Origin of the sequence: Citrobacter sp. 506 (assembly GCF_050434985.1) — a bacterium.
In the GTDB taxonomy this organism is placed as follows: Bacteria; Pseudomonadota; Gammaproteobacteria; order Enterobacterales; family Enterobacteriaceae; genus Citrobacter; species Citrobacter braakii.
Map to the genome: position 1 here is coordinate 1108241 of NZ_JBNDJN010000001.1, position 16492 is coordinate 1124732.

At 47.6% G+C, this 16492-nt stretch carries 12 protein-coding genes and 1 pseudogene; 5 read left to right on the plus strand and 8 right to left on the minus strand.

Features of this window, described 5'->3' with window-relative positions:
• Positions 1-39: 39 nt before the first annotated feature.
• From ABIE10_RS05570 to ABIE10_RS05595, 6 genes are all read right to left on the minus strand, one after another.
• The gene (locus ABIE10_RS05570; protein ID WP_064793693.1) at positions 40-984 is read right to left on the minus strand and encodes an ArdC family protein; all 945 of its coding nucleotides are present in this window, start codon (positions 982-984) and stop codon (positions 40-42) included.
• A 583-nt stretch (positions 985-1567) separates the two neighbouring features.
• Entirely contained in the window at positions 1568-1756 is a 189-nt protein-coding gene (locus ABIE10_RS05575) for an IS66 family transposase (RefSeq protein ID WP_391585437.1), read from the minus strand.
• Between the two features lie 491 nt (positions 1757-2247).
• Positions 2248-4065: a hypothetical protein gene (locus ABIE10_RS05580; protein ID WP_227514810.1), complete on the minus strand. Its 1818-nt coding sequence runs from the start codon at positions 4063-4065 to the stop codon at positions 2248-2250.
• Between the two features lie 532 nt (positions 4066-4597).
• Complete coding sequence (locus ABIE10_RS05585; protein WP_064793691.1) at positions 4598-6541, minus strand: DUF3732 domain-containing protein; 1944 nt, start codon at positions 6539-6541, stop codon at positions 4598-4600.
• Positions 6538-7041 carry a three component ABC system middle component gene (locus ABIE10_RS05590; protein ID WP_064793690.1) on the minus strand — a complete coding sequence of 168 codons (504 nt, stop codon included), beginning with the start codon at positions 7039-7041 and terminating at the stop codon, positions 6538-6540. The genes ABIE10_RS05585 and ABIE10_RS05590 overlap by 4 nt, the downstream gene beginning before the upstream one ends.
• Positions 7041-8228, minus strand: a complete 1188-nt coding sequence (locus ABIE10_RS05595; RefSeq protein WP_064793689.1) for an ABC-three component system protein — start codon at positions 8226-8228, stop codon at positions 7041-7043. Before ABIE10_RS05595 ends, ABIE10_RS05590 begins: the two co-directional genes overlap by 1 nt.
• 365 nt (positions 8229-8593) lie before the next feature.
• On the opposite strand from ABIE10_RS05595, the gene ABIE10_RS05600 reads away from it, so the two are divergent.
• Together ABIE10_RS05600 and ABIE10_RS05605 are read left to right on the plus strand one after the other, a co-directional pair.
• Positions 8594-9367 carry a Hachiman antiphage defense system protein HamA gene (locus ABIE10_RS05600; protein WP_064793688.1) on the plus strand — a complete coding sequence of 258 codons (774 nt, stop codon included), beginning with the start codon at positions 8594-8596 and terminating at the stop codon, positions 9365-9367.
• Positions 9354-12755, plus strand: coding sequence for a DEAD/DEAH box helicase (locus ABIE10_RS05605; RefSeq protein WP_064793687.1), 3402 nt, complete (start codon positions 9354-9356; stop codon positions 12753-12755). The genes ABIE10_RS05600 and ABIE10_RS05605 overlap by 14 nt, the downstream gene beginning before the upstream one ends.
• A 24-nt stretch (positions 12756-12779) precedes the next feature.
• Here the strand turns inward: ABIE10_RS05605 and ABIE10_RS05610 are convergent, their stop codons facing one another.
• Positions 12780-13028, minus strand: coding sequence for a JAB domain-containing protein (locus ABIE10_RS05610; protein WP_081277351.1), 249 nt, complete (start codon positions 13026-13028; stop codon positions 12780-12782).
• A 408-nt stretch (positions 13029-13436) separates the two neighbouring features.
• On the opposite strand from ABIE10_RS05610, the gene ABIE10_RS05615 reads away from it, so the two are divergent.
• Together ABIE10_RS05615 and ABIE10_RS05620 are read left to right on the plus strand one after the other, a co-directional pair.
• Entirely contained in the window at positions 13437-14012 is a 576-nt protein-coding gene (locus ABIE10_RS05615; RefSeq protein ID WP_172569583.1) for a hypothetical protein, read from the plus strand.
• A gap of 5 nt (positions 14013-14017) precedes the next feature.
• Positions 14018-14317, plus strand: coding sequence for a hypothetical protein (locus ABIE10_RS05620; protein ID WP_172569582.1), 300 nt, complete (start codon positions 14018-14020; stop codon positions 14315-14317).
• 158 nt (positions 14318-14475) lie between these two features.
• On the opposite strand, the pseudogene ABIE10_RS05625 reads toward ABIE10_RS05620, so the two are convergent.
• A pseudogene (locus tag ABIE10_RS05625) lies at positions 14476-14595 on the minus strand (CBASS cGAMP-activated phospholipase); the annotation flags it as partial.
• Positions 14596-15093: 498 nt separating this feature from the next.
• Here ABIE10_RS05625 and shiA point away from each other — a divergent pair.
• On the plus strand, positions 15094-16410 hold the full coding sequence (gene shiA, locus ABIE10_RS05630) for a shikimate transporter (RefSeq protein ID WP_016156198.1): 1317 nt from the start codon (positions 15094-15096) through the stop codon (positions 16408-16410).
• The last annotated feature ends 82 nt before the right edge of the window (positions 16411-16492 follow it).

The following is a 16492-nucleotide window of genomic DNA, read 5'->3' on the forward strand; positions in this document are numbered from 1 at the left end:
CTGCACACAAAGCCGCATTCCTTTGCGGCCACTTCCTGCTCAGATTTTATCAATTAAATAACGATGCGCTTTCGATGCCGCGCTGGCGGCCTTGAAAATATAGCGTTTGTCGTTCTTCAGTGCTTTCAGCCAGGAAGCAATATAACTTTCATGCTGAACCTCTCCGACAATCCCCAGGTCCGCCATCAGGAACGCGCTTCCCAGTTCGGCGATCAACTCCTCAAAAGCATAATCCTCACTGCCAAACTTCCCTCTCATTTCTCGGTTCAGCCGACTTTTGGCCCCGCTCCAGTGAACCAGCTCATGCAGGCCCGTAGCGTAGAAATTGGCAGCATCGCTAAAAAGACGACGTTCCGGTAAATGGATTTCATCGGTTGACGGTGCGAAAAAGGCGTTTTGTCCCTTCTCAATGATGGTTGCACCACTGTTACGGAAAAGCGCTTCCGCACGCGGTAACGACTCAAAGGTCTCTGCCGGGCAAACTGCTTTGTCACTCAGAGGCAAACCGTCAATTTGCCCAACATTAAACACGGTAAAAGTTTTCAGCATCGGGATATAGTCAGTTTCTCCTTCGTTATTTTCCCTTTCCAACATGGTATAGAAAATAGCTGTTGTGCCGTGTTCTCCCTTACGTACCTGCCCGCCTTCCGTTTTTGCCTGTTTGTAGGTCATCCAACGCGAATCATTGAATCCCTGTTCTGACGCACTGCACCACAACAACATGATATTCATTCCACTGTAACCCATACCAGTTGCGTAATTGGACGGTAAACCCGACATACCAGGGGTACGCTGCCACGGACACGCCCAGGGTTTAACACCAGTTTCCAGTGCCGCAATGATGCTGTCAGTGACGGTCTGATAAATATCAGTTTTGGTTTTGGAAAATTTCGTTTTTGAGGAGCCTGACGGGTCCAGCGGGGATACGCTGGTCGCTGCTGCGGTGTTAGGGGCGCTAGCCTGGGTATGCAGGGAAATAGTCATGATTTTTTCTCCGTCAGTGGTGTGATTTTCGTCTTCGAATCGCCTGACGGTTCGCTTTCCCGACATCGTTCCGGCCCGCAAGGGCGCAGAATGCGTGCTATTTACCCTTGCGGGACGGGTTGTGTTGGGAAACGATTAGCCGGAAGCTGATACGGGAACGAAAAGCACACGGAAGGAAAAGATATGACCTACATAGCCGGGCGTAGCGCCCCTTGGTTCGCAGCGGTGAAATGGGTTGAAGGTTGTGATTTAGAAAATGAATTTCACTGTATAACTTCAGACCTGATGTAGCAGTGTTCTGAGGTAGAACACATTCAAGTCTGACACTCATCTTTAACGAAAGCGGACGTTAGAGAGTACACACTAGGCATAAAGCTACGCCACAAGGGTATATCTCTTGAAGAAAAATGGAATGACTATATCGATAAGCGTTAAGTGAACGCCGTATTGACGGTTATTTATCGGTGAGAACCACGTTCCATGGCAGCAATTCGGCCACTTTATTTGTAGACGCCTTCGGCAGTACGCCAGGATATGGTGCAGATAAGCCTCAGGGTCAATACATTGAGTTTGCACGTGCCTATCAGCCCATAAAGCAGTGCGCCGCGCTCACCGCCATTGTCACTACCGAAGAATATATAATTCTTTTCCCCAGACAGACCTCTCTCAGCGCCCGCTCCGCATCATCATTATCAGGTTCCACCGGCCCGTCATCGCAGTAATAACACAGAGCACCCCACTGATTGAACGCATAAGCGAACGCCACCCCCAACCGGGATTTCTACGACAGTGTCGCGCTTTTCTCTATCAACCACTTATGCAGCGAAGCCAACTGCGGTTTGCTCGGGGATTGCCTGGCAGCTAGGCGCTCTGATGCCGGGAGCCCGCGTATTTCTGGCCTCAGCCTTATTTAAGGTCATGATAAAATCCCACATATTCAAGTGCTGACTTTTCAAGGGATTATCCTATAGGATCAGTTGCCTTCCTGTTGGCGCGTAACTTAAAGCTCATCAATTCAGCTTATGAGTTTTTTATTATTTATTCTCATAGCTCTGCGATTGATACCTGATCAAAAGAGTAGTATCAATTGTCTCCTTCTAAATAAAGCATGCTGTATAGAGCTTGAAATTTAATCTATTGAGATTGGATACATAGAGTTTGATGCACCTTTCAAACAAATTCCAAACCTCCAATCGATAGTATAAATTAGGAATATTCATCGGTATTGTTTTGAGAGGTTTTCTACCCCTCTCAAAATGTTTTCTAGTTATCGCAATAAATAATTGGAACAGCATTAGCCTCTTTTACAGCATGAGAAAAAGAAGACAAGATCCATAGCAGTTGAATCACATGAGGCTTAACCGGTTTTTTTCTTCGCAAATTAATGAACTCGCGTTCTATCTCTTTTTTGGATAAAAATGAACAGCTAAGAATGCATTTTCTATGCAATTTAACATCCTTAAAAAGGTCGTCAAGGTATTTTTTAATGTTTTTAGTGTCACCTTTTCTTACCTTTTTTATCTTGGTTGACACTGACTTTTTATTGTAAACTCCAGTATAGTTTTTATTAAATTTTGTTTTTAATTTAACAGTAAAATCAGCAGTGTTAAAATACATATATCCAAGATTTTTTATACCCTGACCAACAACGTCATGAAGTTTACTTGCTGATGTGCTTTTGTCACCATGCTTTGAATGAATGAAACAAATGCATGAATCCGCTTTATTAAATGTGATATGGTCTGCCCATTCATTCCCTAAGTCATCGCAAAAAATGTAATCATCCCCACTATGAATGTTTTCCACCACATCAAACATGGAATCATTAGAGAACTTATCCATTCCTTTTAAAAGCAAACCTTTCTCACTTAAAACGTTTTTTATATTAGCTTTAGGGACAAGCATTTCTAATATGCTATTGATTTCCGATATGCCTGAAGAGTCTTCGAAACAATTACCCATAAAATACATATAGCATGGGTCAGTAAACGTAATGCTGTAGAAACCATTTTTAAAGATAAAACTTTGCAAAGTTATATCTTTAGAGTTGTACGAAACTTTTATTTTTTTTAGAACAGTAGAGTCAATCGTTAGTGTTTTGTTGTTTTTTCGTACCTTAGCCTTACCAAGCGGCACTTGAATAGTCAAGTCAGGTTTTATTTCATAAACTTTTTCAAGTTTATGAAGCAACCGATTTACTTGTATTTCATTTAGAATGCAATCGGATCCATCAGGCAATTTGTATTTTAGTATGGCGCCTTCCGATTGTAACTTTTCATATAATGAAGTACTTTCTATTAATAAGGCACTTGGCACAGTAGAGCTTAAAACCTCACTTAAATCTTTTTGTTTTGCAAAAGAATTGAGGAAGTCCTTAACCCCTCCACCTTGCCTTATCAGACAAAGTTGATTATAAGACCATGTCGCAATTTCATCGAAATTAACTCTCTGTGACGCCTCTACCAATCGTCCTGAACCAGAGATTGTCTTAATTATTGCACCTTGCCTAAGTTTTAAGTAGTAAGGTATTGACCTGCCAGCAGCATGAGTAGAGTAAGAACCTTTAAGATCTGCTGATTCTGCAGATCTATTTCTGATTGCCTTATCTGAATTAGTTATTGTTCTTGTGGATATTTTTTGGAATAAAACATCAGAATCATTAAAGGTGCTAGCCAATAAATTACTCGATACTAAATTAAAACTTCTTTCAATATCATCTGAAATATTTGCACAGCTTTTCTTTATTATTGCCACACTATTATCAAACTCAAGAATTAATATAAAAGCATAAATTTTATCTTGGTAGTTCTCTCCGCCCTCGATCTCCCCAATAAAATACACTGGCTTGAGTGTTGGGAAGATTCGCAATGAATATTTATACGGGATATCATTTTCAATTAATCTTTTTTCAATTCTAAATTCCTCTAATAGGTAATCACTACCAGGTTCAATATTGTCATCTGCAGCATCCAAAATATTAGTTATTTCAACGTCTGTTATTGTTCTGTTTCGATTGTCTTCTGGTATTATTAAGTTATAGAATTGAATGTTTTTTGTAAGTTCTAATCTATCAATCATCATAAAACTCCTGTTAGTATTTGGCACATTTTCATGATTGTACATTCCCTTATAAATCACACCATTAATATCTATCTATCATAAGGTTGAACAGGCGAATCGCTAATGGAAGATTACTCTTACCGACGAGGTTCTCGCCCAACAAGACTATGTTGCCCGTCAGAGGGATATTAACTGTCTCAAAATCACGAAAGTTGAGTATCTTTAAATTTGCAAAACACATAACAACCCCTATAAATCAACCTATCAAATCTAGCCATCATATTTTTACTAAATTTATTGCTTTGGCACAGCACTGCAGCAAGTTATAGTTAATGCCTCAATTGGATTTATGTTCCAGCGTTCACATTCTCATGCAGAGCCAAACCTTATCTTCTCCAGACCTACTTACAAATCTTTCGCCTGCCTAGACGTCGTTGTTCCAGTTAAACCTTCATTACTTCAGTCACCGGATAGTAGCTATCCCCGCCAACATAGCACAGTGTTCTTACACTCAGAAATAAGTGCGCTGTAGGCTCAAATTTGCGTCTTGCCATTATTTCTGGGGTGTTATCCAGCTTGTTGGAATAAGTTTTACGCCATTACGCCAGCGATCAGAGACTGCAGCCTGAAACCAGTCATCTTTAAGGTCTGCATGGTCCATAACTATTATCTGTAAATCAGGGGCGAGCGTTTTAGCAGCGTGGTTGATTAGGCTGAACAGCCGATTTACAGCGTTCTGATCTTCATTCTTCAGAGCGTCAATAGACCCATCATTATCTTTTTCAGGTGGATAATGCGCCTGCGATGGCTGGTCGAGAATTAGAAATCCTGGCACGGGGCGTTTTTTTTGACGGAACCAGCGATGAAGGGCCAGATGAGCCAAAATATGGTAGCCGACCCAATTTTCCCCGCTGCCCATACGGAAAAGTGGTACCGGTCCGTCCAAGGTATCTGCCACAACGGTGAGTTTGCGAATATCTAGACGCAGGTTGCTTCCCTGATGTTCTAGATCGAGAAGTTCCGAATATTCAGTCATATAACGGCCGATTATATTGAGGAAGGCCGCAAGTTTCTCTCGTACAGCAGTCGGATCCAATTTTTTTTCAAGGAAACTTACAGTCAATTGCTGATTTTCTAACCGGGTGCGAAGACCCGAATACTGCTCTGCATCGCTGACAGTTTCAAGATACTGTGCGATTTTCCCCAGAGTCCGCGCCTGCAGCATAAAGTTTTCCTGCTGTACTCGCAGATATTCAGCTTGTTGGATGCAATCACTGATTTTTTTCTGATTCTCTCGAAGATTATTGAGGAGAGTATTTTCCTGTATTTGGAGGGCTGCTAAGCGCTTCTGGAGCCTTGGATTTTCTGCTTCTACCGCCTCAAGTTGTCGGCTCAATTCACTGAGTGAATGGTTGAGTTGAGCAACAGAAGGAGGAACGTTTTCGAGGTGACTTTCGCAAAGAGGACAAAGCTGCGATACCTCTGAGGACTTTATCAAATTCACTACGCTGAGTCTTGCACGCTGCTCCCGCGCCTCTCGCTCATAGCCGGTTGATTCTGAGGTAAACGCCCGCGTTTCACGAATCTCGCTATTCAGTCTCTCAAGCTCAGTACGCATCCCTTGACGTTCTGAGCGCAGTCGCATCAATATGTCATCATGATCACTTACTACAACTGCATCTGAAAATACTCCTCGCTCGCTCAAGCTTTGGAGCAGAGTCATGCAGGCCTCATAGTTTACAACTACGGTTCGATCGTCGGTAAGCCCTGCCATTTTAGCTTCTTCAAGAAGAGCTTTTGCACGCGGAAATGTGGCGTCATCCAGCGATTCAGCTTCCCGTACCAACCTTTCAAGCTGACGCAGTAGTTTTCGCGCATCGTCCAATTGGGCTTGCTGTAAGAGCCGCTCTTCATCCATTGCGCCAAGAAAATAAGGAAAGGTGTCCCGGATAGCCTGCGCTATAAAACCATCATCTTGGCGATGAAACAGACGCTGTTTGTTATCAATATCGTTCTGATCCTGGAAACAAAAAAGAAGCGAGTGGCGGAAATTTGCCTCCAGAGAGGGTCGCGTAGGACTCGGGGGACGGTGTTCGTTTTCATTAATGCCGATTGCCGTTCCCAGAAATTTCTCCACAGCGTTGACTGTAGTGTTTTTGTGGAGAGTTGCGCCATCGGGAATCGACAGGGAGCTCCCGCGGGCAATATAGATGTCGCCGTGAGACTGTGTACCGGCATCTGGATTGCGTCGCGCGATAAAGATTTGGCTATCATTCAGTTGAAAAAGGATCCCATACCATTGTGTACATTTGCGGATAACGCCATCGGCTACGTAACATTCGCTTCGCCCGGTAACGTAATCAATAATATCAATTATTGCTGATTTACCCGTTTTGGATGCGCCGGTCAAGATGTTCAGTTGACCGGGATGAAGGGTGATTTCACGACGTTCTCCCCCGTGGTTGTAAATCACAAGGCTGGCTATCTGAAGACTCATGGCGCTATCCCCCATGCAGCATAAATAGTCGCTGTTGTACCAGCTGCTGCGAGCCAACGCCCCAGAAATGCCGCACGCTCAATGCATTCTCCGGCTTCCTGAGTAAACAGCGGCGTTCGTTTTTCTGAAGGTGAGAGCAGTTTAGCTCCTTTCTTTAAGTCACCATTTTCATCCAAGCAAAGAGCGCTTTGCCTTGTGCCAAATAATATGCTCTCACGGGTAATACCGTTTAGCCGCCTGACTCTGTCGGGGAAATTAATCATCGTATCTCGGTTGTCCTGGCACCATGCCATTAGTGACGTTACGGTTGTAGCAGGCAGAGCCTTGCGTGTTTTCTGATGAAGAATTATCGGAAGGATTATAAAGGCTAGTGCAAAGGGTAAAGAGCAACCGGTCTTTTTATTGAATTCTGACGATGTATTGGCTATAAGCAATACGCAGAAAGCTGGGTTGAAGAGGTAGCTCTCCTCGATGGGACGGGAAGACCAAGGCTCCATCATCAATCCTCTCCTTTCTGTTCATCACTATTATTCTGCATGAAGTCAGGGTGCCACCCCACTGCGTATCGGTTAGCCAAAATATGGTAGCTTCCGTGGGTAAGAAACCGCTCTCGTAGGCTGCGGAGAGGAAAACATGCCTGCTGTTCTGCCCATGTGAACAGGTCCTTTCCAGAACGTATACGATCGGACTCATCACTATCAGGTAATAAATCGTCTTTCTGTGCGGCGAATCGTGGTTGCCAAGCCTCTATCAGGTCTTGCTCGAACGTTTTAAGCTCATCATTAAGCAATAATTCTTCTCTTACCCATTTTGAGCGTTGCTCTGAAGCTCGGTAATAATCACGGATGGCATACTCAATACGGGCCGAACCGAGATTTATCTTACGCAATTGATTGACAAAGGGTCGACTATCTAGCTGAGCGATCACTTCTTGAGGAGGAGAAAATGACCGAAAATCTACAGGTAATGAGGAACGTCGAAACTCCTCTCGCAGTTCATCAATGCGGGATTCAATAGCCAGCACTGGGATGCTGCCCACCTCATTGCCGCTGAGCATACGTATCACTTGGTCGAACCACCAGCCTTCTAAACGCTCGGTGAAAATTTCGATATGCTGTCTTCCTACAGCACGGTGCAACTGCCGGTAAATATCTTCTTTAACATCAGTAATCGAAGGAGATCTATCAAGTACATATATTGATCTTAACAGAGCAAATCGAGCCTCCTCCGGTAAGAGCTTATAGGCGTTGAAAGCTTCTTGTAGCGCGCGGTTATTTGAACTGTTTGCAGTCGTGAGTAACAAAAAATCGGCTTGAGCCTCGTTACGACTTTCTGTTCGTAATAGAAAAGATGCCGAATTCGAAGGTGCCAAACCAGTTGTTATTAGGAAGTGACGAGTTCTTGAGAAACCGCCACTATCGGTGGCTACACTTTTTATCCAGATGAGTAGCGTTTTCCAAAGGTCAGCGCTGCTGTCAGTCAGCTTTCCAGTTTTGGCTTTATGATGTTTGGTCTGGATAAGATGAATCGGTAAGCCGTTTGCCTCAAAAGCTATATCATCAAACTTTTCAATTGAAATCCTGAACTCTGGTGAATCCAGAGTAGCTTCCAGTCCTTTTAGCAATGCGTAGCGACACTGATACAGATAGCCAGTGGCCGACGCGCTGGCCTCATGCGCGTTACTCATCCCGTCACTCCGTTAATTTATCGATAATATTTTCTAACTGAAATCCAATCAATTTACTACTGTCAACACCCAAGATTCTGAAAAATATTTTATGAGTGGTGACCTGCTCCCCGTTGATTAGTACACCCCGATGTTAGTAATGTCTTCATAAGCCACATGAGGGCATCCCCATGAAGAAGCGTTTTTCCAACCAACAGATCATTAGTATTCTCCGCGAGGCTGAAGCCGGGGTAACGTCGAAGAACTTAAAGTGATGACGTGAGGCAACTTTTGGGTTGGAAGAAAATTGCAGCTTGCGGCCGTCGCACTGAGGGTTTAATCCACCTCTCTCAGAAAGACCTGGCATAAGAATACGGAGCTTTTGAATGCTATATCCACGTTGGTGCGACATAACTATCCAAGAGCAAGACAACAAGCAGCTATGGCGCTTGTCCGAACGCGATGGAGGAAGGGCTGCTATCGAAGCTACCCTAACTACTCGGATCCGAGCTCACTACGACAATTTGGACGAAATAGCTGAAGACGTCCGTGAGTTGGGATATCCAGGCGCGGCTGCAATTTTGGCTGAGCGCATGCCGCGCTCCACCCGAGCACGTTCGGGAGAGCTTGGCGAGATCCTCGCGTCCGAGTTGGTCGAAGAACATCTTGAATTCGAGGTTCCGATCCGTCGCCTGCGATACAAGGATGGTCGAGAGATGGCGCTGCGCGGCGACGATTTCGTCGGTCTAAAGCTCGATGACCAACAAAATTTGCACTACTTAAAAGGCGAGTCTAAGAGTCGTGCAAACCTTGCCAACGCCACCATCTCTGAGGCGCGAAAAGCACTGTCCAGAGACGATGGCAGACCTACGGCAACATCCCTTCTCTTCGTCGCGGATCGACTCATGGAGGGTGAAGGCGAACGACGGCAGATAGGTAGACGGATTCGTAATGAAGTCGCCAGTCGAGCTGCGCCCCAAGGGCGAACCAGTCACATGCTGTTCACCTTGTCGGGCAACGCCACGCCTCAGGCACTGTACGACGATCTCGCAGCGGCGGATCTGGTTCGTCCCCATCTTTCTGCAAATTTGCGCATAGAAGACCATCAGGCCTTCATTCTGGCCTGCTACGAGAGGGCTCTGGCACTTGGAAACGATTGAAGAATTGACTGCATTCCTGCTCGACATCACACAAGACGGATATCGAGGTCGCCTGCAGGCCCGGGGTCAAGCAAGGGCTCTTATTCGCCATGAAGGAAACTTGCCACCAGACGCTCCAGCCTTCAGCGAAGGGCTCGACTCCGATCTTGCGGACTATGGCTTCTCAGTACTACGTGTTTCCTTGGCGCTACGCGAGCTTGGAGGCGATGCAGTGACTTGGCGAAAAGGCTTCGTACAGGCAGGTGGGGCTTTTGAGGCATTGGTTCAGAACGGGTCACAGGCCGACGCATCTCGAGGGTTCTATCGAACAATGGGGGCTGCTTCCTATCACTTGGCCAACTACTCTGCGCTGGCATTTTCGCTTCTGTCGCAATTACAGGCCGATCAGAATCGTTCGCCTGCCGAGGATGCGCTCGCGCTCCTAATCGTGCGTGATCTTCAAGGCCTGGTTCAACGTGCGAGGGATTGGCTTAGCAGCCCAGCGAACCGAGATGAGGGAATCGCCAGAGCTGCGGCCGAGGGAGCGCTTGACCCCGACGATATCGTTTCGCGTGTAGCGACGTCGACAATGTTCAGAGCATTGGTGTTCTTTGAGTTTGCCCTGCAAACCGGCCAAGAGTCCCTCGTTGTAGAAGCTCGCAACCTGCTGAGACGGGCGATTTCGTTGACCGGAGCGGCCAGCGCGGTGTCACTCTGGTGGATTCTTCGAATCACCGTGAACCTGATAGATGATCTTTGGGCAAGCAGTCTGCACAAGGTTCTGCCCTCCGAAGGGCCACTTGGCTCGCAAGACTACGCACAACTTCGGAAGCTTTTTGTCTCTGAGTTGTACTGCAGGAGGTCATCTGAGGTCGAATTGTGGCCTTCTCAACTTCTGGCGGCACAGCGAGCCGTCGATGTCTCCGACGACCTAGTGGTCGCGCTCCCCACGAGCGCGGGCAAGACACGGATTGCAGAGATCGCTGTGTTGATGGCCCTGGCGTGTGGTAAACGCGTTTTGATAGTCACACCACTCAGGGCTCTGTCCGCTCAGACCGAGCGCTCCTTCCGCAAGACATTCACACCTCTTGGATTTTCTGTCTCGTCGCTGTATGGAAGCAGCGGTGTAGCAGGAAATGACGAGGATGCGCTGCGGGAACAGAACATCGTCATAGCCACCCCAGAAAAGTTGGATTTTGCTTTGCGGAACGACCCCGACATCATCAATGATGTCGGCTTGATCGTCCTAGACGAAGGACATCTGATTGGCCCAAGTGAACGCGAGATCCGCTATGAGAATCTGGTGCAACGGTTGCTGCGGCGCACTGACCATGGCGACCGACGGATCGTTTGTCTTTCGGCAATTCTACCGGCAGGCGATCAGCTCAACGATCTGACTGCGTGGATTCGCAGTGATGCGCCTGGCGATCCGATCCAGTCCAGTTGGCGCCCTACGCGTCAGCGCTTTGGCACTCTGTCTTGGCTCGGAAATTCTGCGCGGCTGAGCTTCGACCTTGAGCCAGATGGCCCTTTCATTCGACACTTTGTGCCAGAGGTCCCACCCATTCGCCCTCGTCGAAAGGCGTTTCCAAAGGACAACAAGGAGCTAACTCTCGCAGCGGCATGGAAGTTCTCTGAGCAAGGAAAGAGAGCTCTCGTATTTTGCACCCAACGAGATCATGTTGAAGGATTTGCCGAGACTGCCCTGGACCTGCAGCGACGAGGCTTTCTGCCATCTCTGCTTGCCAACGCCCAAGAGGTTGAACGTGCCATGTCCGTAGGTAGGGAGTGGCTAGGCGCCGAACATCCTGCAGTACGCTGTCTGGCCATCGGCGTTGCGATTCATCATGGTCGTCTTCCCGGCCCCTTCCTGCGGGAAGTGGAGACACTACTTGCCGCAGGCGTTCTACGCGTTACCGTGGCATCACCCACCTTGGCGCAGGGACTGAACCTCAATGCAGCGGTACTCCTGATCCCAAATCTGTACAGGGCGGGCACTCTGATCACGGGTGAGGAGTTTGCCAACGTTGCGGGCCGCGCCGGGCGCGCATTCGTGGATCTCGAAGGACTCGTGATCCACGTAATGCATCAGCCAGAAAATTGGCGCCACCAGCGATGGAGAGAGTTGGTCACGTCGGCCAAGACTCGGTCACTTTCAAGCGGCATCATTGTCGTGGTAAACGAGGTCATACGTCGCCTCTCGACGTCGGGTGTTTTTGCGCGTGGGGATGCCATGGACTACCTGTCTAGCACGCAAGATGCTTGGTTCCCGGACGCTGTAGATGGTGAGATGGAGTCAGACTCAATGGAGAGCCTCATCGAGCGGTTGGATACAACCGTCCTTGGGCTCGTCGAAGCGCTTGACGCGCAAAGTGCGGATCTACCAAGGCTGCTCGATGAAGCCCTTGCGGGTTCACTTTGGGCAAGGCAAATCGCTCACCTTGACGGCGTCGAAAAGCAGAAGCAAGTGTGGATTCTCCTCAGTAGAGCACAGCTCATTTGGAACAAAACAACGGTCGAGCAACGCAAAGGTCAGTTCGCGATGGGAGTGGGCCTAGAATCGGGCCTTGCCATCGACGCGTTGGCTGTCGAGCTGACTGTGCTTCTTGACCGTGGCGATGCAGCCGCCCTCGCCAGTGACGCAGATGCCCTGATCGCTGCTCTCATTGGAATGGGAGAGCGGCTTCTTGCGATCCGTCCCTTCGTTCCAGATGACCCACTGCCGGCGAACTGGAGAGACTTGCTGGGAGCTTGGGTGCGAGGGCAAGACGTAGCGGCCATCGGCCAAGAGGGAATGCGCTTCGTGGACGACGCATTTGTCTATCGCCTGGTTTGGGCGATTGAAGCCATCCGGATGAATCGGCGCATCAATGGAGACGAATCAGAACTACCCGTCGAAGGAGCTGCTGCCGCCTGCCTGGAAGCTGGACTACCGTCCAACGCCATGGCCATGCTTGTTCGGGCCGGACTGCCCTCGCGGGTGGCCGCCAAGACAGCCGTGGAGCAGCTCGCGCCCTGCTTCACAAATCGCGCGGAAATGAAAACCTGGTTACGATCGGAAGAAGTAGCAGGCTTCGACCATGTTCCTGGATGGCCCACGCTTGAGACTCATGCAATCTGGCAGCAGTTTCGGCACGACGTTGTGTCAAGCGTAGATGGCAGGTGGGCGTCGCAGGAGTGGACCATGCAATGGGCAACAGACTCAACAGTGCCTCTGCGTATTGAAGTTGATCCGCAAGATGGACAAGTGTCGATCGCGACGCCAGATTTTTCACAGCTCACAACAATCAGACAGAGGCTTCAGGCGGAACTACCGAGCCTGCTTGAAGTTGAATCTCTACAGAACGGAACGAGTGTCACCATCCGCCGTATTGGAAAAGGCGAGGCGCGTTGGGTGGATAAGGACTGATAGCTTTTTTGTGTAGATGGTACGTCAAATCAGCCACTGCTCCGAAAACGACACGGAGCCTGCTCCGGCCACAATGACCTGATCCTGCATACGCACCTCAACTAGCCCCAGGGCTTCCTTGACCACTTCACGCGGATACACCGATGCACTGTCGATGGTGCCGTGGAACATCTCCCGGTACTTGATCAGCCGGTGGCGCGTATCCAGAAACAGCACCGCAAAGACTTCATGCTCAAAGCCTACCAGCTCGCTGCGCAGGTATTCCTTGACCAGCGCCGTGGAACTAAAACGGGTGTACTTAAACTCTGACTAACAAAAGATTTGTATGCTCAAGATAGATTGCATGTACAGCATAAGTGGTCAGTTTGGGGGGCTTGACAGAAAGGGATTTGCGATTTAGCTTAATTATCAGCCAATTAATGGCAAAGGCGATCCCAGTCAAAGGAGCCGTATTTAAGAAGAGTCCGCTTAAGGATACTTAAGCAGGATTTTTTGCTGTTCTGCGTTCTGTATACCCGTTAACAAGACGATACCCCTATCACACTCTTGGTAAAATGGCGGACATCAGTGACCAATCATTGCTTTTGTCTCAACACCACAATGTTAGGATCATTGGCGCAAATTTAAGTATTCCCCTCTTATCTAAGGTTTTTTTATGTTTTACAGACATGGAGTCACAGTATGATGCAAAAACATTTTGACATTGTTCAGGCTATTATCGGTAACTGCTTTATGAACAATATGGCAAACAATAGATTTTTATACAGCAAGACGAATGGTAGCTCAACTACAAAATACCCATTAAACTGCATAGGTTTTTTCTCATGGAATAGCAGTTTGCAAAATAATTACACAAAATTTGTCTTATTTCCTATTTTCTTTGATTATCTGGATAGCTATGTTGATCTTCGTTTTGACTGTGTCAACGAAAGCTTCAACAAAAAAATCCTCATTCTCGAATCCAATATTGATAAAGATTCAATTGATGATTTGTTCCTTCATACGCTGTACAAAATGTGTTCTCAGATTAGAAATAAAATGCTTCACCATCGGCTCAACTATAACGGTGCCGAAGTGACAGCCAGCGAGACCACTGTCACCATTCCGCAGTTTAGAGTTATCAATGAACTGATTTACCAATATGTAAAATTCTCAAAGACCGGTAATTCACTCTTTGAAAAAAACGCTCTCTATTCCGGGTTAGTTGATATTCTTAAAAAAATAACGATAGTGAACATGAGTTTGTTCAACGAGTAGAGTTGATGTCCGACTACTTGTTCATAACCCCCTATGAAGCTCGCGATTTGCACACTATCAACGCCCCCATGACTTCCACTGACCTCATTATCGATCGAGTCTCTTATCCTGCAAAATGTTTCTACGATGACAATGAAATATTTAAGGAAAAATATCCAGATCCTGAAGAAAAAATCATCATTGGAAATCGTTATTATTTTTTCCAAATGGAAGACAAATTATACTTAGTACCTTCGGAAGCGGTAGACCATCGCAAAAAGATCACTTTCGGTGAGATTGATGCCTGGGAGTTTCAAACACAGTAACCTTTCTACATGCCCGATGCACGAGTGTATCGGGTACTTCAGCGTGAGCCAGTGCATCCGGGTTATGCTCGCAGGAAGAGATACAAAGAGTGCAGTCGGTGAAAATGTGGAAACAAAGCATCACCTATTACGATACATACACTGACTTTATGAGTAACATCAGGAAAATCAAACTTCATGTCCCTGAAAACTTCCAGCAGACCGATATAGCTGGGGTTGTTAGCGACCAAACCACCATCCGCAAAATAAGTGTGGAGATCTTCACAATAGGTTGGTGATTTGTTTTGATTTGGTGATTGATCTGATCGCACAATCCGGGCTGGGTTCCCTCAAAGTGATCTACTATTCCGCGCAGCTATTTAGTCGATGTTGAGCAGGTCATTAATATGCGGCGTTCATGGTCAGAGAAACCAACTCGATAGCCGACTGGCGAGAGGCCATTTTATGGTCTGTTGCACTTCAGCACTTGGTGGTCATTCTGGTGGTCTTGACAACAAGAGCTTTCAGGTTTAGCTTATTTATTAGCCAGTTACTGGCAAAGGCGATCCCAGTCAGAGGAGCCAAATTTAAGAAGCCTGCTTAGGAAACTAAGCAGGCTTTTTGCTTTTCTGTTTTTCATTCATCTTATTTTTCATGTAGCCCTCTGGTGAGGGAGATAATCGTTTTCTCTTCCCGTCTGTCGCGGTAATCTCATAACGGTCGTTAATATATCGACTGCAATGTGTGTAGCCCAATTCAAATACTAATAACTAAAAGACAGTACAGACAGGATAACTATGGATTCCACTCTCACCTCCGCGGGTCCCCAAGAGGACGTCTCTTCGCTTCATCGTGCCCGACGCGCTGCGCTTGGTAGCTTCGCTGGCGCCGTGGTCGACTGGTATGATTTTCTGCTTTATGGCATCACCGCCGCACTGGTCTTTAATCGCGAGTTCTTCCCGCAGGTTAGCCCGGCAATGGGAACACTTGCCGCATTTGCCACCTTTGGCGTCGGATTTTTGTTCCGTCCGTTAGGCGGGGTTATCTTCGGCCACTTTGGCGATCGCCTTGGCCGTAAACGCATGCTGATGCTCACCGTCTGGATGATGGGGATTGCCACTGCGCTGATAGGGATTATTCCTTCTTTTGACACTATTGGCTGGTGGGCCCCTGTGCTGCTGGTGACGCTACGCGCCATTCAGGGATTCGCCGTTGGTGGCGAATGGGGCGGCGCGGCGTTGCTCTCGGTCGAAAGCGCGCCGAAAAATAAAAAAGCCTTCTACAGCAGTGGCGTTCAGGTCGGTTACGGCGTCGGACTGCTGCTTTCTACCGGTCTGGTCTCACTGATTAGCTCGCAAACTACCGATGAGCAGTTCCTGAGCTGGGGCTGGCGTATTCCGTTCCTGTTCAGCATCGTACTGGTTTTGGGCGCGTTGTGGATGCGCAACAGAATGGATGAATCAGCCGAATTCGAACAGCAGCAACAGGCAGCGCAACCAGAGAAAAAGCGGTTACCGGTGGTCGAGGCGTTAATCCGCCATCCGGGCGCATTCTTAAAAATTATCGGCTTGCGCTTATGTGAACTGCTGACGATGTATATCGTCACCGCGTTTGCCCTTAATTACTCTACGCAGAACCTGGGCCTACCCCGCGAGCTGTTTCTGAATATCGGTTTGTTAGTGGGAGGACTGAGCTGTCTGACCATCCCCTGCTTTGCCTGGCTTGCCGACCGCTTTGGTCGACGGCGCGTGTACATTACCGGTGCACTGGTCGGTACGCTGAGCGCCTTCCCGTTCTTTATGGCGCTGGAAGCACAGTCTATTTTCTGGATCGTGTTCTTCGCGATTATGTTGGCCAATATTGCGCACGATATGGTGGTCTGCGTACAGCAGCCTATGTTTACCGGTTTGTTTGGCGCAAGTTATCGCTACAGCGGCGCAGGCGTTGGCTATCAGGTGGCAAGTGTGGTTGGCGGTGGTTTTACCCCTTTCATTGCTGCAGCACTGGTAACATTCTCGGGCGGAGACTGGCACAGCGTGGCCATTTATCTGATGGCCGGGTGTCTTATTTCCGCCGCCACTGCATTGCTGATGCGGGATAAGCAGCACAGTTAAGCCCTGATGCGAAGGTCATTCGGCCTTCGCACAATCTTCCTCAACGTCTGACTTTTGTTTCATATTCCTGTGACATACTATC

Coding starts and splice junctions, on each gene's coding strand:
- ABIE10_RS05570 (WP_064793693.1), bottom strand. CDS start 984: ATGACTATTTCCCTGCATACCCAGGCTAGCGCCCCTAACACCGCAGCA.
- ABIE10_RS05580 (WP_227514810.1), bottom strand. CDS start 4,065: ATGATGATTGATAGATTAGAACTTACAAAAAACATTCAATTCTATAAC.
- ABIE10_RS05585 (WP_064793691.1), bottom strand. CDS start 6,541: ATGAGTCTTCAGATAGCCAGCCTTGTGATTTACAACCACGGGGGAGAA.
- ABIE10_RS05590 (WP_064793690.1), bottom strand. CDS start 7,041: ATGATGGAGCCTTGGTCTTCCCGTCCCATCGAGGAGAGCTACCTCTTC.
- ABIE10_RS05595 (WP_064793689.1), bottom strand. CDS start 8,228: ATGAGTAACGCGCATGAGGCCAGCGCGTCGGCCACTGGCTATCTGTAT.
- ABIE10_RS05600 (WP_064793688.1), top strand. CDS start 8,594: ATGCTATATCCACGTTGGTGCGACATAACTATCCAAGAGCAAGACAAC.
- ABIE10_RS05615 (WP_172569583.1), top strand. CDS start 13,437: ATGATGCAAAAACATTTTGACATTGTTCAGGCTATTATCGGTAACTGC.
- ABIE10_RS05620 (WP_172569582.1), top strand. CDS start 14,018: ATGTCCGACTACTTGTTCATAACCCCCTATGAAGCTCGCGATTTGCAC.
- shiA (WP_016156198.1), top strand. CDS start 15,094: ATGGATTCCACTCTCACCTCCGCGGGTCCCCAAGAGGACGTCTCTTCG.